The organism is Oscillibacter sp. 1-3 (assembly GCF_000403435.2).
GTDB lineage: Bacteria > Bacillota > Clostridia > Oscillospirales > Oscillospiraceae > Oscillibacter.
Genome location: NZ_KE159703.1, coordinates 896,753 through 922,273, shown reverse-complemented (window position 1 = coordinate 922,273; position 25,521 = coordinate 896,753). Strand labels below are relative to the sequence as shown.

The following is a 25,521-nucleotide window of genomic DNA, read 5'->3' as shown; positions in this document are numbered from 1 at the left end:
TATGATCCATTTTGTTGGAGCGGGGCCCGGCGCGCCGGACCTCATCACCCTCCGGGGCGCGGAGCTCTTAAAAGCAGCGGGCGTGGTCATCTACGCCGGCAGCCTGGTGAACCCCGCCCTGCTGGAGCTGTGCGAGGCAGACTGTGAGATTCATAACAGCGCGGAGATGACATTGGAGCAGGTTCTCTCTGTCATGGAGGCGGCGGAGCGGGCGGGAAAAACCACCGTCCGTCTCCACACCGGCGACCCCTGTCTCTATGGAGCCATCCGGGAGCAGATGGACGCCCTGGACACCCGAGGCATCCCCTACGACGATACGCCGGGGGTCTCCAGCTTCTGCGGCGCGGCGGCCGCCGCCCGGGCGGAGTACACCCTGCCCGGCGTGAGCCAGTCGGTGGTCATCACCCGCATGGCCGGACGCACGCCGGTGCCGGAGGCGGAGTCCATCGCCGCCTGGGCCCGCCACGGGGCCAGCATGGCGGTCTTTCTCTCGGCGGGGATGCTGGAGGGACTCCAGGCCGAGCTCCTGAAAGGGGCCTATACCTCTGACACCCCGGCGGCCCTGGTGTACAAGGCCACCTGGCCGGAGGAGAAGGTGGTCCGCTGCACTGTGGGCACCCTGGCGAAGGCTGGGCGGGAGCACAGCATCACCAAAACGGCCCTGGTGCTGGTGGGCGATTTTCTGGAGCCGGACTACCAGCGGAGCAAACTCTACGATCCATCCTTTACCACGGGATTCCGTGAGGCCTCCCAATGACCCTTCGGCTGCTGGCCTTTACGGCCCGTGGATTCGCCCTGGCCCAAACGCTGGCCGGGGCCTTGGGCGGCGAGGCCGCCCGCTGCGGCGCACCCCTGGGACTGGCGGATTGGACCACCGACGGCTTTGCCCAGGCGGACGCCCTGGTCTTTGTGGGGGCGGCGGGCATCGCCGTGCGGGCCATCGCCCCCCACGTCTGCCACAAGGCCGCGGACCCGGCGGTGGTGGTGGTGGACGAGGCGGGCCGCTTCGCGGTGCCCATCCTCAGCGGCCATCTGGGCGGGGCCAACGACCTGGCCCGGAGGATCGCCGCCCAGTGCGGCGCGGTGCCGGTCATCACCACCGCCACGGACGTCCGGGGCCTCTTCGCCGTGGACGAGTGGGCCAGGCGGCAGAACTGCCGGGTAGAAAATCCGGAGGCCATTGTCCGCGTTTCCTCCAAGGTGCTCGCCGGCGAGACCGCCGGCATTTACAGCCCCTGGCCCATCACGGGCCGGCCGCCGGAGCATACGGCCCCGGCGGCGGAGCACAGCTGCGACGCCATGCTCACTCTCCGCCGGGAGAGCGGGGACGCCCTGCGCCTGATTCCCATCATCGCCGTGCTGGGAGTGGGGTGCCGGAGGGACACGCCCGCGGCGCTCCTGGAGCGGGCCTTTGCGGCGCTTCTGGAGAAGAGCGGGCTGAACTCGCTGGCCTTTTATAAGGCGTGCAGCATTGACTTAAAACGGGAGGAACCCGGACTTCTGGCCTTCTGCCAAAACCGCGGCCTCCCCCTTGAGACCTTCTCCGCCCAGGCGCTTCGGGACGTGGAGGGCCGCTTCTCCCCCTCCGCTTTCGTACAGAGCGTCACCGGGGTGGACAACGTGTGCGAGCGGGCCGCGGTTCTGGGCAGCGGCGGAGCGCTGATTGTAAAAAAACAGGCGGGAGACGGCGTGACCATGGCGGCGGCCCTGGCGCCCTTCTCCCCGGATTGGAGATGGCGGGATGAATAAGGTGTATGTGGTGGGCATCGGTCCCGGCGGAGCGGACCAGATCACGCCCCAGGCCCGGGAGGCCATGGACCGGGCGGAGGTGCTGTGCGGCTACACGGTGTATATCGATCTGGTGCGGCCCCTGTACCCGGACAAGGAGGTTTTCACCACCCCCATGACCCGGGAGCGGGAGCGCTGCCGGCGGGCCATGGAGACCGCCCGGTCCGGGCGGACAGTGGCTATGCTGTGCAGCGGCGACGCCGGGGTCTACGGCATGGCCGGTCCTCTTCTCCAGCTCTGCCCGGAATTTCCGGAGGTGGAGGTGGAGGTGGTCCCCGGCGTCACCGCCGCCCTCTCCGGCGGGGCGGCGCTGGGCGCGCCGCTGATGCACGACTTCTGCGTCATCTCCCTGTCGGACCTGCTGACCCCCTGGGAGACCATTGAAAGCCGCCTTCTCTGCGCCGCCAGGGGGGATTTTTCCATATGCCTGTACAACCCCTCCTCCAAAAAGCGGGCGGACTATCTGCGGCGGGCCTGTGACATCCTGCTGCGGGAGAAGGGCCCGGAGACCGTCTGCGGCTGGGTGCGGAATATCGGCCGGGAGGGACAGGAGCGCCGGGTGCTGACCCTTAGCGAGCTGCGGGAGGAGACGGTGGATATGTTCACCACCGTGTTCATTGGCAGCAGCGCCACCCGGACGGTGAGCGGCCGGATGGTCACCCCCCGGGGCTATGAGGCCAAGGCATGAGGCTGCTGATTTTCGGCGGTACCACCGAGGGCCGCGTCCTGGCGGAGCGGGCCGCCGCCCTGGGGGCGGAGGTCGCCGTCAGCGTGGCGACGCCCCTGGGAGCCGAGGAGCTGGCGGGACTGCCCGGCGTCCGCGTGCTGACGGGACGGCTGGACCAGAGCGCCATGGAATCTCTGCTGGCGGGCTTTGACTGCTGCGTAGACGCCACCCACCCCTACGCAAAGATCGTCACCGCCGCAGTCCGGACGGCCTGCGAAAACACGAATACGCCCCTGCGGCGGCTCCTGCGGCCTGCGAGTCCCGCGGAGAACGTGGTCCGGGTGTCCAGCTGTGCCGGCGCCGCCGCCTTTTTGGCGGAGCAGACCGGCAATATCCTGCTGGCCACCGGCTCTAAGGAGCTTGCGGCCTTCTCGCGCCTGCCGCCGGAGCGGCTCTACGCCCGGGTGCTTCCCACCCATGAGAGCATCGCGGCCTGTGAGGCCCTGGGCCTGCCCCACCGGAACATTCTGGCCCTCCAGGGCCCCTTCACGCAAAAGCTGAACGAGGCCATGCTGGAACAGTACCGCATCATGTGGCTTGTGACCAAGGACGGCGGCGGCCCCGGCGGCTTTGGCGAAAAGCTGGCCGCCGCGCAAAACACGGGCGCCCGTCTGGTGCTGGTGGAACGTCCCGCCGACGGCGGCGTCGGTCTGGAGGCGGTTCTATCCTGGATCAAGGAGGAATTATTATGCAGGTGACACTGGCGGGTCTTGGCTGCGGAACGGCGGCCACGGTCACGGCGGAGGTTCGGGAGGCCCTGGCCCAGGCGGACTTCCTGGTGGGCGCGGAGCGGCTGCTGGACCATCTGCCGGAGGGCATCACCCCCCGGCGCAGGAGCGCCGTCAAGCCTCGGGAGATCGTACAACTGCTGCTGGACTCCGGCTGTGAAAACGCCTGCGTATTGTACAGCGGGGACACCGGCTTTTACTCCGGCGCCCGGAGTCTCCTGCCCCTGCTGGCAGAGCGGGGCATCGGGGCCCGGGTTCTCCCCGGCGTCTCCAGCGTGCAGTACCTGGCCGCGCGGCTGGGCCGCCCCTGGCAGGACTGGGTCCTCCGCTCCGCCCACGGGGTGGAGTGCGACGCCGTGGAGGCGGTGTGCCGGGGCAGGCCCGCCTGCTTCCTCACCGGCGGGACCCTGGGCCCCACGGCGCTGTGCCGCCAATTGGCGGAGGCCGGGCTGGGAACGCTGTCCGTGACTGTGGGAGAGAATATCTCCTACCCGGAGGAACATATTGAATCCGGCACGGCGGCGGAGTTCGCCCGGCGGGACTTCGCTCCTTTGAGCGTACTTCTGGCAGAGGCCGCCCCCACCTTTCCCCGGCGGACGCCGGGATTTCCCGACGAGGCGTTTCTGCGGGGCGGGGTTCCCATGACAAAACAGGTGATTCGTGCCGCCGCCCTGGGAAAGCTGGCGGCGGGCCCGGAGGATGTGTGCTGGGACATCGGCGCGGGCACGGGCAGCGTCAGTGTGGAGCTGGCTCTGCAATCCAAGGCGGTCTGGGCCGTGGAGCGAAATCCGGAGGCCCTGGAATTGCTGCGGGCCAACCGGGAGCGGTTTCGCGCCTGGAACCTGCGCCCGGTGGAGGGCGCAGCCCCGGAGGCCCTGGACGCTCTGCCCAAACCGGACGCGGTATTCGTGGGAGGCAGCGGCGGCGAACTGCCCCGGATTTTGCAGGCCGTCCATGACGCAAACCTCAACGCCCGGGTCTGCGTCTCCGCCATCGCCCTGGAGACGCTGCACACCGCTCTGGAGACTCTCACGGCTCTGGACTGGGAAACGGAGGTCACACAAATCGCCGTCACCCGGGGAAAACCGGCGGGACCGCTTCACCTGCTGACAGCTCAGAACCCGGTGTTCCTCATCACGGGGGTGCGGCCTTGAGGCGGTTGATGCTCAGCGCTATGAACAGCGGCAGCGGAAAGACCACCGTCGCCTGCGCCCTGCTGGCAGCATTGAAACGGCGGGAAATCTCCGTGCAGTCCTTCAAGTGCGGCCCGGACTACATCGACCCCATGTTTCACACGCAGGCGCTCGGCACCCCCAGCCGGAACCTGGATCTCTTCTTACAGGGGCCGGAGGGCGTGCGGCGCACCCTGGCCTGCCAGCGGGCGGATCTGGCCCTGCTGGAGGGAGCCATGGGGTTTTACGACGGCGTAGCCGGCACCGCGGAATCCAGCGCCTGGCAGACGGCGGACACGGCGGACATTCCGGCGGTGCTGGTGGTGCGCCCCGCCGGTTCCAGCCTGACCTTGGCGGCCCAGATACGGGGACTCCAGTCCTTCCGCACTCCCAGCCATCTGGCAGGAGTGCTGCTGAATGCGTGCAGGCCCGCTCTCCACACCCACCTGGCTCCCATCCTGGAGCGGGAGACGGGCCTGCCGGTGCTGGGCTTTCTGCCCCCCATGGAGGAGGCGGTCCTTCCCAGCCGCCACCTGGGCCTGCTGACTGCCGGGGAGATCACGGACCTCTCCGCCCGGATCGAGGCCCTGGCCGCTCAGCTGGAGCGGACCGTGGATGTTCCCGCTCTGCTGGCTCTGGCAAGGGCCGCGTCTGACCCGTTTACCGCCCCTGTCCCCGCCCCGGCCCGTTGCCGGATCGCCATAGCCCGGGATGAGGCATTCTGCTTTTTCTACGAGGACAATCTGGACGCCCTGCGTCAAAGCGGCGCGGAGCTGGTCTTTTTCAGCCCCCTGCGGGACCGGGAACTGCCCTCCGGCATCGACGGGCTGTATCTGGCGGGGGGATACCCGGAGCTCCACGCCCGATCCCTGAGCGAAAACGCAGCTATGCGGGAGAGTATCCGGCGCGCCGTCGCGGTGGGCCTGCCCACTGTCGCGGAGTGTGGCGGCTTCCTCTATCTCCAGCGGACGCTGGAGGATGACGCCGGAACCCCCTGGCCCATGGCCGGCGCGCTGGCGGGCGCAGGGTTCCAAACCGGGCGCCTGCAGCGCTTCGGCTACCTGACGCTGACAGCGGATTCCGACAGCCTGCTGCTGCGCCGGGGCGAGACGGTCCCCGCCCACGAGTTCCACTACTGGGACTGCACGGAAAACGGCACGGCCCTGGCGGCCCAAAAGGCGGGCCGGGAGACCGCGTGGCGCTGCGGCTTTGCCTCCCCCACCCTGTACGCCGCCTTCCCTCACCTGCACTTTAACGGCCAGCTGCCCCTGGCCCGGCGCTTTGCGGACCGGGCCGCCCGCTGGAGAGAGGAACACATATGAAAACGCTTTCGGAAATCCTGGCGCAGATCACCGGCCCCGACGAGGCCGCCAGGGCCGCCTGTCTGGCCCAATGGGACGGCCTGGCCAAGCCCCTGGGGAGTCTCGGACTGCTGGAGGACTCCCTGGCCCGGATTGCGGCGGTGACCGGGAGCCCGGACATCACCCTTGACCATCGGACGCTGCTGGTGCTGTGCGCCGACAACGGCGTGGTGGCCCAGGGGGTCACCCAGTGCGGCAGCTCCGTCACCGCCTCCGTGGCCCGGGCCCTGGCCGCAGGGGAGAGCACCGTCTGCCACATGGCCCGGTGCGCCCGGTGCCGGGTCGTTCCCGTGGACATGGGGATGGCGGACTTCTCCCCCACACCCGGCGTGTGGGACCGCCGGGTGCGAAACGGCACGGCGGACATCACCCAGGGCCCCGCCATGACCCGGACGGAATGCGTCCACGCCATTGAGCTGGGGGCGGAGCTGGTGCGAAAGTGCCGGGAGAGCGGCGCGTCCATCATCGCCACCGGGGAGATGGGCATCGGCAACACCACCACCTCCAGCGCCCTGGCATCCGTCCTGCTGGATAAGTCCCCATGGGAGGTCACCGGCCGGGGGGCGGGCCTGTCCGACGCCGGGCTTGCCCGGAAGATCGCCGCCATTGAGCGGGCCGTCGCACTGAACCGTCCGGACCCCTCCGACCCTGTGGACGTCATCTCCAAAGTGGGCGGGCTGGACATCGCAGGTCTGTGCGGCGTGTTTTTGGGGGGCGCGCTGTACCGCGTTCCTGTGGTGATCGACGGATTCATCAGCGGCGCGGCGGCGCTGTGCGCTGCCCGGCTGCGGCCCGGAGCGGAGTTCGCCATGCTTCCCAGCCACGTTTCCGCCGAACCAGCGGGCGGGCTGATGCTGGAGGCCCTGGGTCTCAGTCCCCTGATCTCCGCCGGAATGCGCCTGGGAGAGGGCAGCGGGGCCGCGGCGGTCCTTCCCCTGCTGGACATGGCCCTGGCAGTCTATCGCAGCGGCCAGACCTTCGGACGTCTGGGCATTGACGCCTACGTCCCGCAATAAGGAGGCGCTCATGTTCACACTGGTCATCGGCGGCGCCGCCAGCGGCAAGAGCGAGTACGCCGAGTCCCGCGTCGTACGCCTGCCCGGACGGCGGATCTATCTCGCCACCATGCGGCCCTGGGATCAGGAGTGCCGCGCCCGCATCGCCCGCCACCGCCGTCTCCGGCAGGATAAGGGCTTTGAGACCCTGGAGCGGTACACGGACCTGGCGGGGGCGGAGGTCCCGGCAGGGGCCAACGTCCTGCTGGAGTGCATGAGCAACCTGACCGCCAACGAGCTCTATGACCCGGAGGGCGGCGGCCAGGAGGCGGTCCTCCGGGGCGTGGACGCCCTGCTGGCCCGGTGCGGCCATCTGACCGTGGTCACCAACGAGGTATTCTCCGGCGGCACGGCCTGCGAAGAGGACACCCTCCGCTACCTGCGCGCCCTGGCACGGATCAACCGCCTTCTCGCGGCCCGGGCGGACACCGTGGCGGAGGTGATCTGCGGACTGCCCAACTATTTGAAGGGAGGGCCCCTGCCGTGAAAACCGTTCTGGGCGCCGCTGCCGCCGCGTTTTCCATGTTCTCGGCCCTGCCCGTCCCCCAGGTACCCTGGGACGAAAAGCATATGCGCTGGATGCTGGCGGCCTTTCCCCTGGTGGGCCTTGTCTCCGGCGGAGCCTGCTGGGCCTGGGACGCCCTGTGCGGCGTTCTGACCCTGCCGGCCATCCTGCGGGGGGCGGGACTGTGCCTGCTGCCTCCGCTCATCACCGGCGGCGTCCACCTGGACGGCTATGCCGACACCTGCGACGCCCTGGCCAGCCACGCCTCCCCCCAGCGGCGGCAGGAGATTTTGAAGGACCCCCATCTGGGGGCCTTTGCCGCCATCCGGCTGTGCTGTTATTTCCTGGCCTCCTTCGCGCTGTGGACGGCCCTGCCCCGGTACGAGGGCCCTGCCTTCCTTTTGTCCTTCTGCCTGTCCCGGGCCCTGTCCGGACTGGCCATCGCCGCCTTTCCCCTGGCCCGGGATACTGGCCTTGCCCACACCTTCGCCGCGGCGGCGGACCGGCGGCGGCTCCGCGCCCTGCTGGCGGCGCTCTCTGCCCTGTTGGCTGCACTGCTGTGCCTGCGGGGCCCAGCGGGAATCTCCATGGCGGCGGCGGCCCTGGGCGTATTTCTCTTCTACCGCTCCATGGCCCGGAACACCTTCGGCGGGATCTCCGGGGATCTGGCGGGCTGGTTTTTACAGACCGCCGAGTTGTGGATGCTGGCCGCGGCCTGCGCCGCGCAGTATCTGGAACCTTTTTTGAGGAGGCTGTCATGATCTTTGTCACAGGCCCGCTGCTGGCGGGCAAACAGAGCTGCATCTGCGCCGCCCTGGGCATCTCGCCGGACGAATTCGCCCGGCGGGCCGTGCGGGACGTGCAGGAACTGGCGGCGGCGGCCCCGGACCTCCCCGCCCTGGCGGAGGCCCTCTCCCGGCGGGAGATTGTCATCGCCACAGAGGTGGGCGGCGGCTTGGTGCCCACGGACCCGGCGGAACGGGCCGCCCGGGAGGCCGCAGGGCGGCTCAGCTGCCTCCTGGCGGAGCGGGCGGACACGGTAATCCGGGTCTGCTGCGGCCTGCCCCAGGTGCTGAAAGGACATCTCCCGTGCTGATCTATCTTCTGCGCCACGGCGCTACGTCCTATAACGCAGAGGGCCGCTACCAGGGCCGAAGCGACATTCCTCTCTCCCCCGCGGGCCGGGCGGCCCTGGCGCCGGCGGACTTCTCCCCGGAGAGCGTCTATGTCTCCCCCCTCTCCCGGGCGGCGGAGACCGCCGCAACCCTGTTCTCCGGCGCGGCGCGGATTCCCGTCCCCGCCCTGACGGAGATGGACTTCGGCGTCTTTGAGGGCCGGACCTGGCGGGAGATGGAGCGCGATTCCGATTACCGGGCCTGGGTGGAGAGCGGCTGCACGGGCCCCTGTCCCGGCGGGGAGAGCCGCGTGGAATTTTCAGACCGGGTCTGCGGAGCATTTGCCCAGCTGGTGGACCAGGAGCTTGCCTCCTGCGCGGAGCGTCTTGTAATCGTAGCCCACAGCGGCACCCAGATGGCGGCGCTGGAACGCTTTGCCCTGCCGCCCCGGGGATATTTTGATTGGAAGTCCCCCTGCGGCGGCGGTTTTTTGCTGGACGCCGCCCCCTGGCGGGATCACCGCCGGCTGGAGCTCATCAAAGAAGTACGGTTTACAAGGGATTGAGACTATGGAGATCATCTATGCCGCTCTGGGCGGCTTCGCGCTGGACCTGCTGCTGGGGGACCCGGCCTGGATGCCCCACCCGGTGGTGGGGATGGGCCGGTGCATCACATTCCTGGAGCGCCGCCTGCGGGCCCTCTTCCCCGGGACGCCGGGCGGCGAGCGGGCCGCGGGATGGGTCCTGGCGGCGGCGCTGCCCCTGGGAACCCTGGCCCTCTCCCTGGGCCTGCTCCACCTCTGCCGCCTGATCCACCCCGTCCTGGCGTTCACGCTGGAAACCGTCTGGTGCTGGCAGGCCCTGGCCGTGCGGGGCCTGGCGGCGGAGAGCGAAAACGTGCGCAGGAGCCTCACCGGCGGCACGCTGGAGGAGGCCCGGAGGGCGGTGGGACGCATTGTGGGGCGGGACACCGGCGCTCTCAGCCCCCAGGGCGTGACCCGGGCAGCGGTGGAGACGGTGGCGGAGAACTTCGCTGACGGCGTGGCCTCCCCCATGGTCTATATGCTCCTGGGCGGCGCGCCCCTGGCCCTGTGCTGTAAGGCCGTCAACACCATGGACAGCATGGTGGGCTACAAAAACGACCGGTATCTCCACTTCGGACGCGCCGCGGCGAAGCTGGACGACGCCGTCAACCTCCTCCCCGCCCGGCTGGCGGCGCTGCTGCTGGTCCTCTCGGCGGGCCTGACGGGGGAAAGCCTTCCCGGCGCCTGGCGGATCTGGCGGCGGGACCGCCGGCGCCACGCCAGCCCCAACTCCGCCCAGACGGAATCCGCCATGGCCGGGGCCCTGGGCATCCGGCTGGGCGGACCCGCGTCCTACTTCGGGCAGATTCACGGCAAGCCCTTTATCGGCGACGCCCTGCGGGAAGCGGAGCCCCGGGACATTCTCCGGGCAAATCGGATGCTGTACGCCGCCAGCGTTCTCTGTCTGGCGCTGCTGTGCGCACTGCGGATACTCATCATCAAAGGAGTGAGCCTATGACGGACCACGGCGGCGACTGGGCCGGCTTTGCAGAAACATACGGCAGTACGCCTCTGGACTTCTCCGCCAACGTCAGCCCCCTGGGGACGCCGGAGCCCGTCCGGCGGGCGGCGGAGGCGGCTCTGGCGGAGGCGGGGCGGTATCCGGACCCCCTGTGCCGCGCCCTGCGGGAAAAGCTGGCGGCGTACCACGGCGTACCGGCGGACTGGATTCTCTGCGGCAGCGGGGCGGCGGATCTGATCTACCGTCTGGCGGCGGCCCGGCGGCCCGGAAGGGCTCTGGTCACCGCCCCCACTTTCTCTGAGTACGAAAACGCCCTGACCCTGTGGGAGTGCCGCGTGTCCCGATTTCCTCTGTATGAGAAGAACGGTTTTGCCGTCACAGAGGACATCCTCACCGCCATCGTCCCCGGGCTGGATCTGCTGTTTTTGTGCGAGCCCAACAACCCCACAGGCCGCACCACAGGCCTTTCGCTGCTGGAGCGGATTCTGGAGCACTGCGCCGCCTGCGGTACGCTCCTGGCGGTGGACGAGTGCTTCAACGATCTTCTGGCCGACCCGGAGGCGCATACCCTGCTGAAATCCCTCCGGCGCTATGAGAACCTGCTGATCCTGCGGGCCTTCACCAAGAGCCGGGGTCTTGCGGGCCTGCGGCTGGGGTACGCCCTCAGCCAGGACGCCGCCCTGCTGGAGGCCATGGGGCGCGGCGGTCCGCCCTGGTCGGTTTCCGCCCCTGCCCAGGCGGCGGGCATGGCGGCCCTGGCGGACACAGCGGGTCCGGAGGCCCTCCGGCGGCTGATCCGGCAGGAGCGGCCGCGCCTCTCGGCAGGGCTGGCAGCCCTGGGCTGCCGGGTCTGCCCTGGGGAGGCCAACTACCTGCTGTTCTTCTGCGGCGTTCCCGATCTGCCCCGGCGGCTGGCGGAGCGGGGCGTTCTGATCCGGAACTGCTCCAATTACTATGGTCTCGGCCCCGGCTGGTACCGCTCGGCGGTGCGCACAGAGGCGGAAAACGATCTCTTTTTGAAAATCATGGAGGAGGTGCTGTAAATGGCGCGGTGCATCATGGTGCAGGGCACCATGTCCGGCGCGGGAAAGAGTCTGCTGGCGGCGGCGCTGTGCCGCATCTTCCGCCAGGACGGCTGGCGGACGGCCCCCTTCAAGGGCCAGAACATGGCTTTGAACAGCTACATCACCCGGGACGGCCTGGAGATGGGCCGGGCCCAGGCAGTCCAAGCCCAGGCGGCGGGCATCGAGCCGGACGTGCGGATGAACCCCGTGCTCCTCAAGCCCTCCAGCGACACCGGAAGCCAGCTCATCGTCCTGGGGGAGGTGCAGGGCCAGTACGAGGCAGCCGGCTACTTCCGGATGAAAAAGAGCCTGATTCCGGAGGTACTGGCGGCCTATGAGAGCCTTGCCGCCCAGTACGACGTCATCGTCATCGAGGGGGCCGGCAGTCCTGCGGAGATCAACCTGCGGGACGGAGACAGCTTTGTGAACATGGGGCTGGCGGAGCTGGTGAACGCCCCCGTCCTGCTGGTGGGGGACATTGACCGGGGCGGCGTGTTCGCCCAGCTCTACGGCACCGCCGCCCTGCTGGAGCCTTGGGAGCGGGAGCGGATCGCGGGCCTTGTCATCAACAAGTTCCGGGGGGACCCGGCGCTGCTGGAGCCGGGCCTTGCCATGCTGGAGGAGAAAACCGGCATCCCGGTGCTGGGGGTGGTGCCCTACACCCGGGCGGACATCGACGACGAGGACAGCCTCTCTCCCCGGCTGGAGGAGACCCGGGTCCGCCGGGCCGTGGACATTGCCGTGATCCGCCTGCCCCGCATCTCCAACTTCACAGACTTCTCCCCCCTGGAGAGCCACGGCGCCCTGGGGGTGCGGTACGCGGACAGCGCCGCCTCCCTGGGGACGCCGGACCTGGTGATTCTCCCGGGCACCAAGAGCACCATGGACGATCTCCTCTGGCTGCGGCAGAGCGGCCTGGAGGCCGCCGTCCTGAAGCTGGCGGCGGCAGGCGTGCCGGTGCTGGGGATCTGCGGCGGCTACCAGATGCTGGGTCAGACCCTCTCCGACCCGGAGGGCGTGGAGCGGGGCGGCGAGCTGCGGGGCATGGGCCTGCTCCCCTGCAAGACCGTGTTCTCCCCCCAAAAGACCCGCACCCGGATCGCCGCCGCCGTCACGGCGGGCCCCTTCGCCGGGGTGGAAATCGACGGGTACGAGATTCACATGGGCCTGACCCGGCGCACGGAGGGCATTCCCTTCTGCCGCCTGGAAACCGGCCAGGAGGACGGCGCCGCCGTTGGGAACGTGTTCGGCACCTATCTTCACGGCCTCTTTGACAGCGGCGCGCTGACGGAGCGGCTGGCCGCCTGGCTCCTGGGGCGCAGAGGCCTCTCCCCATCGGAGACTGCGGTGGAGAGCCGCCTGGCCTATCAGGAGCGGCAGTACGACCTGCTGGCGGACGCCGTGCGCTCCAGCTTGGACATGACCGCCGTCTACAAGGCCATGGAGCGGTACGCCCGATACGGAACAGGAGGAATGTCGCCATGAACACACGCCACACCCTGCCCGGGGACATCGAGCGGACCAGCATGTCCATCATCGCTGCGGAGCTTGCGGAGCGGGGCATCGTCCTGCCGCCGGAGCACGAGGCGGTGGTAAAGCGGGTCATCCACACCACCGCGGACTTCGACTATGCGAAAAATCTCCGCTTCACCCCCGGGGCGGCGGAGCTGGGTCAGGCCGCACTGCGGCGGGGCGTCCCCATCGTCACAGACACCAACATGGCAAAGGCGGGCATCAGCCGACCCAGCCTGGAAAAGCTGGGCTGCGGGCTCCACTGCTTCATAGCGGAGCCGGAGGTGGCAAAACTGGCCAAAGAGCGGGGCCTCACCCGGGCGGCGGTCTCCATGGAACGGGCGGCGCGGGAGCACCCCGGCGCCCTTCTGGCGGTGGGCAACGCACCCACGGCGCTGCTGCGGATTGCGGAGCTGATGGAGGAGGGCCTGCGGCCCGCCCTGGTCGTCGGCGTGCCAGTGGGATTTGTGAATGTGGAAGAGAGCAAGGAGATCCTCTTCGCCGCCTGTGAGGCCCGCGGCGTTCCCGCCATCGCGGCCATGGGACGGAAGGGCGGCAGCAACGTGGCCGCTGCCATCTGCAATGCGCTGCTGTACGCCGCCACGGAGACGCTGGACCCCGCCGCCCGAGGGTGGCAGTAACAGCGATAAAGTTTAGGGCCGCCCTTTTCAAAGGGCGGTGGGGGCAAAGCCCCTGCGGATTTGGGCGAGGCCCAGGCGTTTTCCAATTTTAACCGCACTCAAAAAAGGGGGTCGGACGCATTTGCGTCCGGCCCCCTCTGCCTTTTCTCACAAAAACACCTGATTCTCCTTGGGCTCCCGGAAATCCCGCTCCAGCATGGCCACATGGGACAAAAACGCCGGATCGTCGAAGTACTTGGCCCCCCGGGTACACTTGCGCACGCAGCTCTGGCACTTGATGCACGTCCCCAGCACCTCCGCCGTGTTTTCCAGGTCAATGGCGCCCATGGGACAGGCCCGGGCACAGGCCCCGCAGTTGCTGCACCTGGCAAGATCTGTCCTGGGCTTGGCCTTCAGGAACTTTACTGGCTCCCCGTCCAATCCCTTGGGGATATAGTACGGCGCCGCCGGGTCCCCGGGCACCTGGACCGGCGCGGGATTGCCCGCTTTCTCCGCGATTTTCCCGGCAAAGTCCTTGATCTCCTCCAAATCACTCCAGGCGGGGCGGCCGAAGGCAAGCTCGTCCGTAAAGGCGTGGCGGCCCACAAAGGCCCCCGCCGCAACGGGGCAAAACCCCCCCGCTTCCAGCACCGCCCGCAGCTCCGCCAGGGAGTTGTCATAGCTTCGGTTGCCAAAGAGCACCACGGGCACCGCCAGCGCCCCGTTTCCCCGGAGCTTCTCCTGGAAATCCGGCAGGAGCTTGTTGGGCAGCTTCCCCGCGTAGGTGGGCGAACCCACTACCACAATGTCCGCCGCCGTGAAGGCCAGCGCCTCTGCCCGCTCTTTGGGCCGGGTGAAGCTCCGCTCCTCCATGGGCAGGCCCAGACGCTCCGCCAGGGCCTCCGCCATGGAGCGGACCACCTTGGCCGTAGTCCCGGTGGCGCTGTAATACACCGCCCAGACTTTTTTCAATTCCATCTCGCTTCTCCTCTCCCCGGAAAACCACGGTCAAATGGCGAAATCCTCCGGTTTCAGCCGCTCGGTCTCCAGCACCGCCGGACGGGGCGGCACCCGCTTCATGGGGTCATAGCGGAATGCCCGGCAGTTGTTCTCCACCGGCACAATGCCCCGCCTCACACAGGCCACCTCCCGCTCGTTGATCTGCTGCCCCCGCTGGCAGTAGGCGCACCGGGGGTCCATATCCCTGCGAAACAGCATATATACGCTTCCCTTTCAAAATCAAAATTACAGGCAGTACAGCTTGACCGCTTCCTCCTCAGCTGTGGCCCGGATCTGGGTGATGGGGCTCTCATAGCTGTCGATGATCCGTGTGGCCATGGGGTCCTCCAGCTCCTTCTGGATGGTCCGCCGGAGGTTCCGGGCGCCGTAGGTCCTGGAGTAGGACTTGCGGGTCAGCAGCTCCACCAGGGCGTCGTCATAGGTGAGCGTTACGGCCTTCTCTTTCAGAGAGGCGACCAGCTCCTCCAGCATGATCCGGGCAATGGACTGGAAGTGCTCCTCCGTCAGGCGGTTGAAGGTAATCACCGCGTCCACCCGGTTAATGAACTCCGGCCGCAGGAACTGCTGGAGGGCCTTCATGGCCCGGTCCGCGTCCTGCTCCTGCTGGGTGCGGCCAAAGCCCACGGTGCCCTCCTTGGTGGCGCTGCCGGCGTTGGAGGTCATGACGATGATGGTGTTCTCAAAGTTCACCTTCCGCCCGTGGGCGTCGGTGATCTCGCCGTCGTCCAGGATCTGGAGGAGGACATTCAAAACGTCCGGGTGGGCCTTTTCAATCTCGTCGAAGAGCACCACGGCGTAGGGCTTGCGGCGGATCTTCTCCGTCAGCTGGCCCGCCTCGTCATAGCCGACGTACCCCGGGGGGGAGCCCACGATGCGGGAGACGGAGTGCTTCTCCATGAACTCGGACATATCCAGCCGGATCAGGGCGTCCGGCGTGTTGAAAAGATCGCTGGCCAGCTGCTTGACAAGCTCCGTCTTGCCCACGCCGGTGGGCCCCACGAAGATAAAGCTGACGGGCTTGTGCTTGGGGGAGATGCCCACCCGGTTACGGCGCACGGCGGCGGACACGGCGGAGACCGCCTCGTCCTGGCCGATGATGTGGCCCTTGAGCCGCTGCTCCAGCTGGCTCAGGCGCTGGAACTCCTGCTCCCGGATGCGGGAGGCGGGGATCTTGGTCCAAAGCTCGATGACGTGGGCCAAATTCTCCATGGACAGCTGCGGGTCTCCCTTCTCGCACAGGGCCGTGAGCTCCGTGTTCAGCTGCAGCTCCCGGCTTTTGAGCTCCGCCATGCGGGCGTAGTCCCCCTCGATCTTCTCCTCCTTCTCCTCCAGCATAATGCGTTCTTTTTCATAGTCGTCCAGCTCCCGCTGGATCTGCATTCTGCGGGAGATGTCCGGGTCTTTCAGGTTCAGGTCGGAGCAGGCCTCGTCAATGAGGTCAATGGCCTTGTCCGGCAAAAATCGGTCGGTGATGTACCGCTCGCTGAGCACCACCGCCTGGCGGAGGATACCGTCGGAGATCTTCACGCCGTGGAACTTCTCATAGTTGGGGGCCAGGCCCTTCAAAATCTCCACGGAGTCCTCAATGGAGGGCTCGTTCACCGTCACCGGCTGGAAGCGCCGCTCCAGGGCGGTATCCTTTTCGATGGACTTGCGGTACTCGTTGAAGGTGGTGGCGCCGATGACCTGAATCTCCCCCCGGGAGAGGGCGGGCTTTAAGATGTTGGCGGCGTTCATGCTGCCCTCGGCGTCGCCGGCGCCCACGATGCTGTGAACCTCGTCAATCATCAAAACGATGTTGCCAAGCCGCTTCACCTCGTCAATGAGGCCCTTCATGCGGCTCTCAAACTGGCCGCGGAACTGTGTGCCGGCCACCAGCGCGGTGAGGTCCAGAAGGTAGACCTCCTTCTCCCGCAGCTTGAAGGGCACGTCCCCCTCCGCGATCCGCTGGGCCAGTCCCTCGGCAATGGCGGTCTTGCCCACGCCGGGCTCGCCGATAAGGCAGGGATTGTTCTTCTGCCGGCGGTTCAGGATCTGCACCACCCGCTCAATCTCCTGGGCCCGTCCGATCACCGGGTCCAGCTTGCCCTCCTTGGCCTTGTCGCTGAGGGAGATGCAGTAGCTGTTCAGATACTTCCGCTTGCCGCTCTTGGCGTCCTTCTTCTCCCGGCCGCCCCGGGAGCCGCCCTCCTCGGCGGGCTCCTCCTTGGCGGGCTTTTCGCCGGAGGAGAACAGACGGTTCAAAAACGGGAAGGTGGCGGTCTTGCCGTCCTCCTCCTCCCCGCCGCTCTCCTCGCCGCCGGGCAGGTCCTCGATATTCTCCACCCCGTCAAAGGCCTGCATCATCTCCGTGTTGATGGTCTCCAGGTCCTCGTCGGAGATGCCCATGCGCTTCATCATGTCGTCCACCTGGGGCAGTCCCAGATCCTTGGCGCACTTGAGGCACAGTCCCTCGTTGATGGGCTTATCGCCGTCCAGCTTGGAGATGAACACCACGGCGACATTTTTCTTGCATCTTGAACAAAGTGTAGGCTGCATCGTATACCTCCAGAAAATCCAGCGGCCACGCCGCTGAGGTTGCAAGGCATCCCGTCCGTCAGATCCGGGACGCGAATTGTAAAATGTAGCTCCCTTCCGGGGAGACGCCCAGTCTCTGCGCCAGCAGAACCAGCAAAAACACGGCCAGCGCGCCTTCCGCCAGCCCCACCGCCGCCCCGCCCAGGGCGTTGGCGCCGTGGAGCACCGGCAGCTTTAACGCCAGGTCCATAGCCTTCGCGGCCAGATTCAGCAAAACCGCCAGCAGTAAAAAAGCCAGGATGTAGAGGGCCGCGTAGAAAAAGGACTCCGTCACGCTCCGGGCCACGGCGGACAGGATGGACACCCCGGTCTCCCGGACGCCCGCCCGGGCCTGCTCCGCCAGATCCTCCAACCGGCCGCCCGTGATTCCCAGAAGGCCCAGCAGCTCCTCCGGGAGGGCCGCCTCCGGCATCTGGCCCGCAGTGTCCGGCAGAGCCTCGTCCAGCCGCTTTTCAATGTGCCGCTCAATGGCGGGCGCTGCCAGCCTTGCCACGGCTGGCGCCAAAGTCTCCGCCGCGAAGCGGGCGCCCACCAGGGCCAGCACTATAATCAGCAGTCCCGCCAGGGCGCGAAACAGTCCCCGTTTCGCCCCATAGAGCGTAAATCCGAGCAGCAGGGCCGCCGCAATGATGTCTATTATAACAGGTACCGTCACATTTTCCTACCTTTCACGCTGTAAACGTTTTGTGAACTCACCGCAAATTTTTCGCTTCTATGGGAGGAACTGGCTGGCGGACTCCGACGAGAGCAGCAGCGCCGAGCCGTCCGGCCGCATCAGCGCCGAGGAGACCCCGCTGATCCCCCACAGAGAGGCATATACCTGCAGGTTTTCATTATACACCACCAGCCGGTCCGTGTACAGTACCGCCAGATACCGTCCCGCCGCAGAGAGGCTCCGGACCTCCTCGTGGATCTCCAGACTGCCCAGCTCCGCGCCCTCCGCGTCCACCGTGACCAGCCGTCCCACGTTTCCGGCCTGGTAGCGGTTCAGCAGCAGCGCAGTGAACTCCTCCCCCAGGCTGTAACTGCGCAGGTAGGCCCCGCCGTAGTCATAGCTGGCCTCCAGCCTGCCGGAATAGGAGGCGCAGGCCACGCAGGTGTCCGTCACGGCCACAAGGCTGCCATCCTGCTCGCCGGAGGCGAGCGCCATCCCATTGGGTATGCTGTAACTGGCAAGGGGCTCCTTCTCCCCCGCCTCCCGCAGGTCGTAGAGCACCACGTTGCTGACAAACACGCCGTCCTCCTGCCCCAGCCGCACTGCCGCCAGGGTATTCCCGTCGTCGCTGACCCGGGCCTCGGTGACAAACCGCTCGCCGGAGGTCATGTCAAACATCACCCGCGTCATGTCCGCGTTATAGGCGTACACGGCGCCCTTGGCATTCCGCCGCTCCGCCGTCACCGTTAGAATTCCCTTGCCGTTCAGCGTGGCGGAGATCAGCGGCTCATCCTCCTCCGTCTCCAGGTGGAACACCTCGCCCTTCTGGTCCAGAACGTACAGCGACCTGCCGCCGACGTCATAGGCAGCCACCCGGCCGCCGCCCCAGGTCAGGGCCGGGACGGACATCTTCACCTGGGCGGACCAGGTCTCTCCGCCGTCCCGGTTCAAAAGGCTCAGGGAGTTTTCAGACAGCACCACCAGCTGGTCCCCCAGCACCGCGAAGCGGCTGGTTGGAGAGGCGGCGTAGCGGTACCGCTCCTCGCCGGAGCTGGCGGAGCCGCCGTAGTTCAAATACCGGCGCAGCACGTCAAACCCGGTGCCGTCCCGGTAGGCCGCCGCCAGCGCCACCGCCAGCACCGCCGCCAGGGCCAGGAAAAAAATGAGAAACCGCCGCAGAGGTCCGGAGCGCCGCTCCGCCTTCCCCGCGCCGTCGTCGTCATTCCAGATGTCCCTCGTCCTGTTAGCCATTGAGCCGTTCATCCTCATACCAAAGTCTTGAGAGGTACAGTCCCCCCGGCGGCACCGTGGGCCCCGCCAGGGTCCGGTCGCCGCTCTCTAATATGGCGGGAATGTCCTCCGGGGTGAATTTCCCCTCCGCCGCGTAGAGCACGGTGCCGGTGATGGCCCGTACCATGTTATACAAAAATCCGTTGGCGCAGACCTTCAATTCCAAAAGTTCCCCGCTGCGGGCGACGTCGCACCAATAGATGGTGCGGACCGTGGACCTGGTCTCTGTCCCCACGGAGCGCACCGCCCGAAAGTCGTGGGTGCCCACGAACATATGGGCCGCCCGGTTGAGAAATTCCTCGTCCAGCCGCTTGGGGTAGAAGTAGGCCCGGTTGACATAAAAGGGGTTTTTGAACCGGGAATTGTAGATGCGGTAGGTATACTCCTTTTTCAGGCACGAGCCGATGGCGTTGAAATCCTCCGCCACCTCGTAGGCCGACTCCACGGCGATGTCCTCCGGCGTGTGGGTGTTGACGGCGAAGGGCAGCCGGTCCACGGGGATGCGGCTCTCGGTACGGAAGTTGGCGATGTACCGCTCCGCATGGACGCCGGCGTCGGTCCTGCCACAGCCGGTGAGGTGCACTTTCTCCCCGGTGATCTTCTCCAGGGCCTTTTGCAGCGTCTCGCAGACAGAGTCGGCGTTTTTCTGTACCTGCCAGCCGTGGTAGGCGGTGCCGTTGTACATGAGTTTCAGTGCGATGTTGCGCATAAGCGTCTCCTACTCTTCCGAGATTCCCGGAGGGAATCCGCCCCCCGCTTTTCTTTTTCGTGAAACAGAAAAGCGGCTGTCGGCCAGTGAAAAAAGGCTGCGACGGGTCGTCCGCTCCAGGCGCGTACCTCCGGCCGCCGGTGGAGGATGGCTGGCTGTTCCGCATGGGAGTAAGGCAAGGACACGGTGGCCTTGGGGGGCCCTGGGGCCCGGGAGGTACCGGACTCTGTTTACCTCTCTCCCCGCTGTCTTTCTCTGGCGTTTGGAACGGCGGGTTTCTTCTAGCGGTTAACATCCGGATTGTCCGTACGGCCCAGAAGGTAGTCCACGGAGCAGTCCAGATAGTCGGCGATTTCTTCCAAAATCGCGGGAGATGGCGTCCAGTCCCGCCTCTCCATATCGTAAATCAAGCCCCTTCGGACGCCGCATTCCGCCAGAAGCCTACTGACAGAAATCCCTTTTTCTTTGCAGCGAGCCTTAATCAGCGCGGCAGAACGCGCATTATCCATCAGAAACCGCCCTCCTGTCTGTACGCTTGCCAATTTTACGCGAATTATCGTATTTTCTATCAATTTACGAGAATTCACGTTGCATAATGGTTATCATCGATCTTCCTCGAAATACCTTATCACAAAATCAACTCCGGAACAACGGCCACACAAAGGAGGAATTTTCATGAAATCTCTGTTGGAAAAGCTGTTTAACACCTATGGCGACACGGTCCTGCGGGAGCAGGGCATATATGACAAGGCAGAGATCCTGGCAGCTCACAAGCTGCCCCTGGACCAGGGGAGTCAGTTCGAGGTCTGCGACCTGTTATCCAGCTATTACCTCCGCTGGTCCACGGCGGCGTTCTCCACCGGACTCTGCCTGGGGCTCTCTCTGCTGCAGCCCCTCCACCAGCCCCCACGGGACTGAGGGACTCAGATGCCGAAGTGCCCCAGGACGATGACCCCCGCCAGAATGACGGCCCCCATGGCCAGCGCGATATAATCCCGCCCCTCGTATTTGAGCACATGGAGCTTCGTCCGCCCCTCGCCGCCGTGGTAGCACCGGCACTCCATGGCCGTGGCCAGCTCGTCGGCCCGGCGGAAGGCGCTGATAAAGAGGGGCACCAGAATGGGGATCAGGGCCTTGGCCTTCTGGACCAGGTTCCCGCTCTCAAAGTCCGCCCCCCGGGCCTTCTGGGCGGACATGATCTTATCCGTCTCCTCGATCAGCGTGGGGATGAACCGCAGGGCGATTGACATCATCATGGCCAGCTCATGGACCGGCACACGGAGCCGTTTCAGGCCGTTCAGCAGCCGCTCCAGCCCGTCGGTGAGGCTGATGGGGCTGGTGGTGTAGGTCATGAGAAAGGTGCCCATAATCAGCAGCATGATCCGCAGCACCATAAAGACGGCGTTGTGAACGCCGGTGTCCGAGATGCGCACCGGCCCCCACTCCGCCAGGTTCCGGGTGCCCGGCGTAAAGAACAGGTTCAAAAGCCCCGTAAAGATGATGATGAACAGCACCGGCTTCAACCCCCGCACCAGCGCCTTGAGGCCCACCTTGGAAACGCGGACGCATGCCGCCAGCGTCAGAGCCAGCACGCCGTAGCCCGCCGCCCCCTTGGCGCAGAACAGCGCGATGATATACAGCAGCACCAGCAGGATCTTCGTCCGGGGGTCCAGCCGGTGGGCCGGGGTATCGCCCGGGAAGTACTGGCCCAGAGTGATGTCTTTCAGCATGGGGCCCCTCCCTTCCGCAGCGCCAGCAGCTGCCGCTCCAGGTCCTCCACGGTGTACACCGCCGGGTCCACGTCCAGGCCCCGGGCCTTCAATGCCATGGCAACCCTCGTCACCTGGGGCACGTCCAGCCCTGCGGCCATCAGCGCGTCCGCCTGGGCAAAGACCTCCGCCGGCGTGCCGCTCATGAGCACATGGGCGGATTTCAAAACCAGAATCCGGTCCACATTCCGGGCGACCTCGTCCATGCTGTGGCTCACCAGAATCACGGTTGTACGGCGGTTTCGGTGGAAGTCCCGGATGTTGGCCATCAGGTTCTCCCGGCCCGCCGGGTCCAGGCCCGCCGTGGGCTCGTCCAGCACCAGCACCTCTGGCTCCATGGCCAGCACCCCCGCCAGGGCCACCCGGCGCTTCTGCCCGCCGGAGAGTTCAAAGGGGGACTTCATCAGCTGCTCGTCCCGGATGCCCGCCAGCCGCGCGGCCTCCCGGACGGCGCGGTCCAGTTCCGCCCCGGTCTTTCCCTGGTTGGCAGGGCCAAAGGAGATGTCCTTGTACACCGTCTCCTCAAAGAGCTGATACTCCGGGTACTGGAACACCAGCCCCACCTGGAACCGCACGTCCCGGATCTTTTTGGGCTCCGCCCAGATGTCCCTGCCGTTCAGCAGCACCTGGCCGGAGGTAGGGCGCAGAAGGCCGTTGAGGTGCTGGATCAGGGTGGACTTCCCGGAACCGGTGTGGCCGATGATACCCAGAAATTCCCCGGCCTGCACGTCAAAGCTCAGGTTTTCCACCGCGCTGCGCTGGAAGGGCGTGCCGACGCCGTAGGTGTGGGTCAGGTTTTTCACTTGTAAAATGGGCTGCATGGTCTCCAAGGCAGTCTCTTCCCTTCCCGCGCGGGTGTCCCCTGCGCGTTGATATTCCAAAAGTTCCCGCGCCTCCTATTGGATGGCCACAAAAACCGCGTCTTCCGCCTGAAAGTAGTCCTCCAAATTGCTGCTCAGTCCGCTGGCCTTCCACGCCTGGTCGAAGGTAATCTCCTCGATGTTGCTGAGAATCGTGTAGCTGGTGTCCCTCACGGCGTTATGCAGCCGCCCCGTCACCACCAGCCTGTATTGATAGGCGCAGTCATCCGTCTTCCAGGTGCCGTCGCTCAGCTCGTAGTAGGTCTGCGTGGTAACTTCCTCGCCCTGCTCGATCCGCTCCGAGACAAGCTCCTCCGGCGTGGCGGCGAACGTATTGACCACCGTGACCTCCGGATTTTGGGAACAGCCGCACAGACCCAGAACCAGCGCCAGCAGCAGACCGGCCCGCATCCATCGCTTCATTTCTCAATTCCCCCTATTTCAAATTTCCAATCTCCGCCGCAATGGCGTCCGCGCACGCCTCCACCGTCAGCGCGTTCAGGGGCACGTCCACCCCGGCCCGCCGCAGGCGGTCCAGCAGGTCCACGGTGTCCGGCACCGTCAGGCCCATGTGCCGCAGGTCCGCCACCTGGGTGAACACCTCCGCCGGGGCGCCGTCCATGGCCACCTTTCCGTCGTCCATAACGATGACCCGGTCCGCCTCCTCCGCCTCGTTCATGTGGTGGGTGATGAGCACCACGGTGATGCCCTTCTCACGGTTCAGCCGGTGGACGGTGCTCAGCACCTCCTTCCGCCCCACGGGGTCCAGCATGGCCGTGGCCTCGTCCAGAACGATGCACTCCGGCTCCATGGCCAGCACCCCGGCGATGGCGATGCGCTGCTTCTGCCCGCCGGAGAGAAGGTGGGGGGCGTGGCGGACAAACTCATACATGCCCACCGTTTTCAACGCCTCGTCCACCCGCCGCCGGATGTCCTCCGAGGGAACGCCCAGGTTCTCCGGGGCGAAGGCCACATCCTCCTCCACCACGTTGGCCACAATCTGGTTGTCCGGATTTTGGAACACCATGCCCACCCGCTGGCGGATGGCCAGCAGGAGGCTCTCGTCCAGGGTGTCCATGCCCTCCACGTAGACCTTGCCCCCCGCCGGCAGCAGCACGGCGTTGAAGGTCTTGGCCAGGGTGGACTTCCCGGAGCCGTTGTGGCCCAGGACCACCACAAAGCTGCCCTTTTCAATGGCCAGGTCCACGCCCCGCAGGGCGAACACCGGCTCCCCGCCCTCGTCCGCCGGGTAGGCGAAGCGCAGGCTCTCAGTTTCGATCATCTCATTCATGGACATTTTCCTCATTCAAATCCACATGGAATTTCCCCGCCAACCCCGGAGCCAGCCGCCTCAGCCCTCTCCAGAGGAGAAAGCCGCAGAACACGCCCAGGGCGTTCAAAATGATGTCGTCAATATCAAAAAAACGGCCCACCAATACCTGCCAGCACTCGATACCCGCCGTGATTCCAAGTCCCGCGCACAGCGCCCGCCGCCCGGTCCAGCCCCGCCAGAGCAGGGCGGCCAGGAAGCCGAAGGGCAGGAACATCACCACATTTCCGACGATATTGAAAAGGCTGTCCCCCTGGGAGAAGGGGATCAGGTTCACCCGGTGAGCCAGCGGGAGAGCCCGGCCGCCGAAATACGGCGACCAATATCCCTGGAGCCCGGCCCGCAGCCACGCCGGATGCGGACACAGCGTCAGCACCGCCATGCCGCCGGAGAACATCGCCAGCAGCAGCAATCCCGCCTCCCGCGCCCCGCCGCTGGTGAGTCCCCGCCTCCTGAGACAGCGCCTCCTCCAGGGAAGCAGGCAGACGAACAGCGCCAGCGCCGCCGCAGCTCCCGGCAGCATGCCCCTCAGGTACTCCAGAACCTGGAGAATCACACGCATAGGCAGTCTTCTCTCTTTCTATCGGCCGCCGTCAGAATGTCCAGAGGGATCCAGCCAGCGCGGCGGACAGCTTTTGTCAATACAAACGGTAAAAATAAACCCAAATTTTTCTCTCTGTAATCCTACATCCCGGATTCAATATGCATCACAAGGGCGTGCCGCAGCTCCTTCCGCTCCGCCGCCCGGTCCAGCGCCTCGGAGAGAGGGCCGCGGTACAGCAGCACCTTCCGGGCCCCCGCCTGGATCAGGGCGTCCGTGAGGGCGATCTCCTCCACCTGGGTGGTGCGGTCCTGCACCCGGACGCAGACCAGGGGCTTGGGCAGGGGCGGCCCCATCTGCCGCAGGAGCGCCTTGAACAAAAACCGCGCCCCGTCGTAGCAGGCCACCTGCCCCTCCCGCAGAGGCGAAAACACCACCGCGCCCGGAACATCCGCATAGGTCCGGGCCGCCTCTCCGGCGGCGAGGCACCGTTCCATCACCCCGTCCTCCGCCCGGACCTGGGCGGCCACCAGGGACGGCTCCCGCACCTGCTTCCCCGTCTTGAAACAGCGGACCATGATCTCCGCCGGGGCGAAGGTGCGGCGCCAATCCTCCAAAACCGGCCGGCCGCCCTCATAAAAAGCATCCCGCATCCCCGGCCTCACTCGCTGAACCATCTTCCTGTGGCTCCGCAGGGCAGGGCCAGCCCCGTCTCCGTGACGGGGAGCCCCAGCTCGTCCCAGGCGCACTTCCCGCCGTACTTCTCCGCCACCAGAATATTCAGGAGATACCCCAGCACCGACGGAGCCAGCCCCGTGGTGTAGGAGTTGATGAGCACAAAGAGTGGCCTGTCCGACAGCACTCCGGCGCAGAGCTTTACAAAGGGATAGAGATTTTCCTCCAGCTTCCACACCTCGCCGCCGGGCCCCCGGCCATAGCTGGGCGGGTCCATAATGATGGCGTCGTACTGCCGCCCCCGGCGAATCTCCCGCTCCACGAACTTGGCGCAGTCGTCCACGATCCAGCGGATGGGCGCCTCCTCCAGGCCGGAGAGCTTCGCGTTCTCCTTCGCCCAAGCCACCATGCCCTTGGCGGCGTCCACGTGGCACACGCTGGCTCCGGCCTTGGCGCAGGCCGCAGTGGCTCCGCCGGTGTAGGCGAAGAGGTTCAGCGCCCGAATGGGCCGCCCGGCGCCGCGGATCTTCTCCATGACAAAATCCCAGTTGGCCGCCTGCTCCGGAAAGAGGCCGGTGTGCTTGAAGTTCATGGGCTTGACCTGGAAGGTCAGCTCTCCATAGTGAATCTTCCAGTTCTCCGGCAGAGCCTTCTTCTCCCAGTGGCCGCCGCCGGTGCGGGAGCGGAGATAGCGCCCGTCCGCCTGCTTCCAAGCCGGATTTTTTCGCGGCGTCTCCCAGATGGCCTGGGGGTCCGGCCGCACCAGCACCCGGCTGTCCCAGCGCTCCAGCCGCTCGCCGCAGCCGCAGTCCAGCAGCTCATAGTCCTCCCACTTGTCCGCAATCCACATATTGTTTCCTCTCTCTCCCGCCGCCTCTCCGGAGACGGCAGAAACGGTTGACAT

General features: G+C 66.5%; 30 protein-coding genes. 16 read left to right on the top strand and 14 right to left on the bottom strand.

All coding sequences use genetic code 11. The features are described 5' to 3' along the window. Position 1: 1 nt before the first annotated feature. From cobM to C816_RS04380, 15 genes are read left to right on the top strand one after another with little or no spacing between them, the layout of a single operon-like run. Positions 2 to 757: a precorrin-4 C(11)-methyltransferase gene (cobM, locus tag C816_RS04450; protein ID WP_016321223.1), complete on the top strand. Its 756-nt coding sequence runs from the start codon at positions 2 to 4 to the stop codon at positions 755 to 757. Further along, the gene (locus C816_RS04445) at positions 754 to 1,749 is read left to right on the top strand and encodes a cobalt-precorrin 5A hydrolase (protein ID WP_016321222.1); all 996 of its coding nucleotides are present in this window, start codon (positions 754 to 756) and stop codon (positions 1,747 to 1,749) included. Before cobM ends, C816_RS04445 begins: the two co-directional genes overlap by 4 nt. Further along, entirely contained in the window at positions 1,742 to 2,476 is a 735-nt protein-coding gene (gene cobJ, locus C816_RS04440; protein WP_016321221.1) for a precorrin-3B C(17)-methyltransferase, read from the top strand. The genes C816_RS04445 and cobJ overlap by 8 nt, the downstream gene beginning before the upstream one ends. Further along, positions 2,473 to 3,213, top strand: coding sequence for a precorrin-6A reductase (gene cobK, locus C816_RS04435; protein WP_016321220.1), 741 nt, complete (start codon positions 2,473 to 2,475; stop codon positions 3,211 to 3,213). The genes cobJ and cobK overlap by 4 nt, the downstream gene beginning before the upstream one ends. Further along, entirely contained in the window at positions 3,204 to 4,397 is a 1,194-nt protein-coding gene (locus tag C816_RS04430) for a bifunctional cobalt-precorrin-7 (C(5))-methyltransferase/cobalt-precorrin-6B (C(15))-methyltransferase (RefSeq protein WP_016321219.1), read from the top strand. Before cobK ends, C816_RS04430 begins: the two co-directional genes overlap by 10 nt. Next, positions 4,394 to 5,737: a cobyrinic acid a,c-diamide synthase CobB gene (locus C816_RS04425; RefSeq protein ID WP_040654610.1), complete on the top strand. Its 1,344-nt coding sequence runs from the start codon at positions 4,394 to 4,396 to the stop codon at positions 5,735 to 5,737. The genes C816_RS04430 and C816_RS04425 overlap by 4 nt, the downstream gene beginning before the upstream one ends. Then, a complete protein-coding gene (cobT, locus tag C816_RS04420) occupies positions 5,734 to 6,792 on the top strand; it encodes a nicotinate-nucleotide--dimethylbenzimidazole phosphoribosyltransferase (protein ID WP_016321217.1) in 1,059 nt (352 codons plus the stop codon). The genes C816_RS04425 and cobT overlap by 4 nt, the downstream gene beginning before the upstream one ends. A 10-nt stretch (positions 6,793 to 6,802) precedes the next feature. Further along, complete coding sequence (locus C816_RS04415) at positions 6,803 to 7,318, top strand: bifunctional adenosylcobinamide kinase/adenosylcobinamide-phosphate guanylyltransferase (RefSeq protein ID WP_016321216.1); 516 nt, start codon at positions 6,803 to 6,805, stop codon at positions 7,316 to 7,318. Next, a complete protein-coding gene (locus C816_RS04410; protein ID WP_016321215.1) occupies positions 7,315 to 8,097 on the top strand; it encodes an adenosylcobinamide-GDP ribazoletransferase in 783 nt (260 codons plus the stop codon). The genes C816_RS04415 and C816_RS04410 overlap by 4 nt, the downstream gene beginning before the upstream one ends. Next, positions 8,094 to 8,432, top strand: coding sequence for a bifunctional adenosylcobinamide kinase/adenosylcobinamide-phosphate guanylyltransferase (locus tag C816_RS04405; RefSeq protein WP_016321214.1), 339 nt, complete (start codon positions 8,094 to 8,096; stop codon positions 8,430 to 8,432). Before C816_RS04410 ends, C816_RS04405 begins: the two co-directional genes overlap by 4 nt. Beyond that, on the top strand, positions 8,426 to 9,016 hold the full coding sequence (locus C816_RS04400) for a histidine phosphatase family protein (protein ID WP_016321213.1): 591 nt from the start codon (positions 8,426 to 8,428) through the stop codon (positions 9,014 to 9,016). Before C816_RS04405 ends, C816_RS04400 begins: the two co-directional genes overlap by 7 nt. Positions 9,017 to 9,020: 4 nt before the next feature. After that, a complete protein-coding gene (gene cbiB, locus C816_RS04395; RefSeq protein ID WP_016321212.1) occupies positions 9,021 to 9,992 on the top strand; it encodes an adenosylcobinamide-phosphate synthase CbiB in 972 nt (323 codons plus the stop codon). Then, entirely contained in the window at positions 9,989 to 11,038 is a 1,050-nt protein-coding gene (locus C816_RS24185) for a pyridoxal phosphate-dependent aminotransferase (RefSeq protein ID WP_016321211.1), read from the top strand. The genes cbiB and C816_RS24185 overlap by 4 nt, the downstream gene beginning before the upstream one ends. Further along, entirely contained in the window at positions 11,039 to 12,544 is a 1,506-nt protein-coding gene (locus C816_RS24180; RefSeq protein WP_016321210.1) for a cobyric acid synthase, read from the top strand. Continuing rightward, positions 12,541 to 13,212: a precorrin-8X methylmutase gene (locus C816_RS04380; protein ID WP_016321209.1), complete on the top strand. Its 672-nt coding sequence runs from the start codon at positions 12,541 to 12,543 to the stop codon at positions 13,210 to 13,212. Before C816_RS24180 ends, C816_RS04380 begins: the two co-directional genes overlap by 4 nt. Before the next feature lie 147 nt (positions 13,213 to 13,359). On the opposite strand, the gene C816_RS04375 is transcribed toward C816_RS04380, so the two are convergent. The 7 genes from C816_RS04375 to C816_RS04345 form a co-directional block, all read right to left on the bottom strand. Further along, complete coding sequence (locus tag C816_RS04375; RefSeq protein WP_016321208.1) at positions 13,360 to 14,169, bottom strand: 4Fe-4S dicluster domain-containing protein; 810 nt, start codon at positions 14,167 to 14,169, stop codon at positions 13,360 to 13,362. 30 nt (positions 14,170 to 14,199) lie between these two features. After that, positions 14,200 to 14,409: a hypothetical protein gene (locus C816_RS04370; RefSeq protein WP_016321207.1), complete on the bottom strand. Its 210-nt coding sequence runs from the start codon at positions 14,407 to 14,409 to the stop codon at positions 14,200 to 14,202. Between the two features lie 27 nt (positions 14,410 to 14,436). Beyond that, positions 14,437 to 16,749 (bottom strand): ATP-dependent Clp protease ATP-binding subunit, encoded by a 2,313-nt coding sequence (locus tag C816_RS04365; RefSeq protein WP_016321206.1) that lies wholly within the window; start codon positions 16,747 to 16,749, stop codon positions 14,437 to 14,439. 58 nt (positions 16,750 to 16,807) lie between these two features. After that, positions 16,808 to 17,443: a CvpA family protein gene (locus C816_RS04360; RefSeq protein ID WP_016321205.1), complete on the bottom strand. Its 636-nt coding sequence runs from the start codon at positions 17,441 to 17,443 to the stop codon at positions 16,808 to 16,810. Between the two features lie 57 nt (positions 17,444 to 17,500). Next, positions 17,501 to 18,694, bottom strand: coding sequence for a DUF5711 family protein (locus C816_RS04355; RefSeq protein ID WP_016321204.1), 1,194 nt, complete (start codon positions 18,692 to 18,694; stop codon positions 17,501 to 17,503). Beyond that, positions 18,687 to 19,442, bottom strand: coding sequence for a tRNA pseudouridine(38-40) synthase TruA (truA, locus tag C816_RS04350; RefSeq protein ID WP_016321203.1), 756 nt, complete (start codon positions 19,440 to 19,442; stop codon positions 18,687 to 18,689). The genes C816_RS04355 and truA overlap by 8 nt, the downstream gene beginning before the upstream one ends. A gap of 281 nt (positions 19,443 to 19,723) precedes the next feature. Beyond that, a complete protein-coding gene (locus C816_RS04345) occupies positions 19,724 to 19,951 on the bottom strand; it encodes a helix-turn-helix domain-containing protein (RefSeq protein ID WP_016321202.1) in 228 nt (75 codons plus the stop codon). 166 nt (positions 19,952 to 20,117) lie between these two features. On the opposite strand from C816_RS04345, the gene C816_RS04340 reads away from it, so the two are divergent. Further along, positions 20,118 to 20,360 (top strand): hypothetical protein, encoded by a 243-nt coding sequence (locus C816_RS04340; protein WP_016321201.1) that lies wholly within the window; start codon positions 20,118 to 20,120, stop codon positions 20,358 to 20,360. A gap of 5 nt (positions 20,361 to 20,365) precedes the next feature. On the opposite strand, the gene C816_RS04335 is transcribed toward C816_RS04340, so the two are convergent. From C816_RS04335 to C816_RS04305, 7 genes are all read right to left on the bottom strand, one after another. Further along, entirely contained in the window at positions 20,366 to 21,172 is an 807-nt protein-coding gene (locus C816_RS04335) for an energy-coupling factor transporter transmembrane component T family protein (protein ID WP_016321200.1), read from the bottom strand. Then, entirely contained in the window at positions 21,166 to 22,032 is an 867-nt protein-coding gene (locus tag C816_RS04330; RefSeq protein ID WP_040654901.1) for an energy-coupling factor transporter ATPase, read from the bottom strand. Before C816_RS04330 ends, C816_RS04335 begins: the two co-directional genes overlap by 7 nt. Before the next feature lie 75 nt (positions 22,033 to 22,107). Further along, complete coding sequence (locus C816_RS04325; RefSeq protein ID WP_016321198.1) at positions 22,108 to 22,494, bottom strand: hypothetical protein; 387 nt, start codon at positions 22,492 to 22,494, stop codon at positions 22,108 to 22,110. 13 nt (positions 22,495 to 22,507) lie between these two features. Then, on the bottom strand, positions 22,508 to 23,362 hold the full coding sequence (locus tag C816_RS04320; RefSeq protein WP_016321197.1) for an energy-coupling factor transporter ATPase: 855 nt from the start codon (positions 23,360 to 23,362) through the stop codon (positions 22,508 to 22,510). Beyond that, the gene (locus C816_RS21570; RefSeq protein WP_016321196.1) at positions 23,355 to 23,963 is read right to left on the bottom strand and encodes a VanZ family protein; all 609 of its coding nucleotides are present in this window, start codon (positions 23,961 to 23,963) and stop codon (positions 23,355 to 23,357) included. Before C816_RS21570 ends, C816_RS04320 begins: the two co-directional genes overlap by 8 nt. Before the next feature lie 122 nt (positions 23,964 to 24,085). Then, a complete protein-coding gene (locus C816_RS04310; protein WP_081646257.1) occupies positions 24,086 to 24,619 on the bottom strand; it encodes a rod shape-determining protein in 534 nt (177 codons plus the stop codon). Continuing rightward, positions 24,604 to 25,467, bottom strand: a complete 864-nt coding sequence (locus tag C816_RS04305) for a class I SAM-dependent methyltransferase (RefSeq protein ID WP_016321194.1) — start codon at positions 25,465 to 25,467, stop codon at positions 24,604 to 24,606. The genes C816_RS04310 and C816_RS04305 overlap by 16 nt, the downstream gene beginning before the upstream one ends. Between the last annotated feature and the right edge of the window lie 54 nt (positions 25,468 to 25,521).

Excerpts from the sequence above, each read along its gene's own strand:
- cobM (WP_016321223.1), top strand. The coding sequence starts at position 2 with ATGATCCATTTTGTTGGAGCGGGGCCCGGCGCGCCGGACCTCATCACC.
- C816_RS04445 (WP_016321222.1), top strand. The coding sequence starts at position 754 with ATGACCCTTCGGCTGCTGGCCTTTACGGCCCGTGGATTCGCCCTGGCC.
- cobJ (WP_016321221.1), top strand. The coding sequence starts at position 1,742 with ATGAATAAGGTGTATGTGGTGGGCATCGGTCCCGGCGGAGCGGACCAG.
- cobK (WP_016321220.1), top strand. The coding sequence starts at position 2,473 with ATGAGGCTGCTGATTTTCGGCGGTACCACCGAGGGCCGCGTCCTGGCG.
- C816_RS04430 (WP_016321219.1), top strand. The coding sequence starts at position 3,204 with ATGCAGGTGACACTGGCGGGTCTTGGCTGCGGAACGGCGGCCACGGTC.
- cobT (WP_016321217.1), top strand. The coding sequence starts at position 5,734 with ATGAAAACGCTTTCGGAAATCCTGGCGCAGATCACCGGCCCCGACGAG.
- C816_RS04415 (WP_016321216.1), top strand. The coding sequence starts at position 6,803 with ATGTTCACACTGGTCATCGGCGGCGCCGCCAGCGGCAAGAGCGAGTAC.
- C816_RS04405 (WP_016321214.1), top strand. The coding sequence starts at position 8,094 with ATGATCTTTGTCACAGGCCCGCTGCTGGCGGGCAAACAGAGCTGCATC.
- cbiB (WP_016321212.1), top strand. The coding sequence starts at position 9,021 with ATGGAGATCATCTATGCCGCTCTGGGCGGCTTCGCGCTGGACCTGCTG.
- C816_RS24185 (WP_016321211.1), top strand. The coding sequence starts at position 9,989 with ATGACGGACCACGGCGGCGACTGGGCCGGCTTTGCAGAAACATACGGC.
- C816_RS24180 (WP_016321210.1), top strand. The coding sequence starts at position 11,039 with ATGGCGCGGTGCATCATGGTGCAGGGCACCATGTCCGGCGCGGGAAAG.
- C816_RS04380 (WP_016321209.1), top strand. The coding sequence starts at position 12,541 with ATGAACACACGCCACACCCTGCCCGGGGACATCGAGCGGACCAGCATG.
- C816_RS04375 (WP_016321208.1), bottom strand. The coding sequence starts at position 14,169 with ATGGAATTGAAAAAAGTCTGGGCGGTGTATTACAGCGCCACCGGGACT.
- C816_RS04370 (WP_016321207.1), bottom strand. The coding sequence starts at position 14,409 with ATGCTGTTTCGCAGGGATATGGACCCCCGGTGCGCCTACTGCCAGCGG.
- C816_RS04365 (WP_016321206.1), bottom strand. The coding sequence starts at position 16,749 with ATGCAGCCTACACTTTGTTCAAGATGCAAGAAAAATGTCGCCGTGGTG.
- C816_RS04355 (WP_016321204.1), bottom strand. The coding sequence starts at position 18,694 with ATGGCTAACAGGACGAGGGACATCTGGAATGACGACGACGGCGCGGGG.
- truA (WP_016321203.1), bottom strand. The coding sequence starts at position 19,442 with ATGCGCAACATCGCACTGAAACTCATGTACAACGGCACCGCCTACCAC.
- C816_RS04345 (WP_016321202.1), bottom strand. The coding sequence starts at position 19,951 with ATGGATAATGCGCGTTCTGCCGCGCTGATTAAGGCTCGCTGCAAAGAA.
- C816_RS04340 (WP_016321201.1), top strand. The coding sequence starts at position 20,118 with ATGAAATCTCTGTTGGAAAAGCTGTTTAACACCTATGGCGACACGGTC.
- C816_RS04335 (WP_016321200.1), bottom strand. The coding sequence starts at position 21,172 with ATGCTGAAAGACATCACTCTGGGCCAGTACTTCCCGGGCGATACCCCG.
- C816_RS04330 (WP_040654901.1), bottom strand. The coding sequence starts at position 22,032 with ATGCAGCCCATTTTACAAGTGAAAAACCTGACCCACACCTACGGCGTC.
- C816_RS04325 (WP_016321198.1), bottom strand. The coding sequence starts at position 22,494 with ATGAAGCGATGGATGCGGGCCGGTCTGCTGCTGGCGCTGGTTCTGGGT.
- C816_RS04320 (WP_016321197.1), bottom strand. The coding sequence starts at position 23,362 with ATGAATGAGATGATCGAAACTGAGAGCCTGCGCTTCGCCTACCCGGCG.
- C816_RS21570 (WP_016321196.1), bottom strand. The coding sequence starts at position 23,963 with ATGCGTGTGATTCTCCAGGTTCTGGAGTACCTGAGGGGCATGCTGCCG.
- C816_RS04310 (WP_081646257.1), bottom strand. The coding sequence starts at position 24,619 with ATGGTTCAGCGAGTGAGGCCGGGGATGCGGGATGCTTTTTATGAGGGC.
- C816_RS04305 (WP_016321194.1), bottom strand. The coding sequence starts at position 25,467 with ATGTGGATTGCGGACAAGTGGGAGGACTATGAGCTGCTGGACTGCGGC.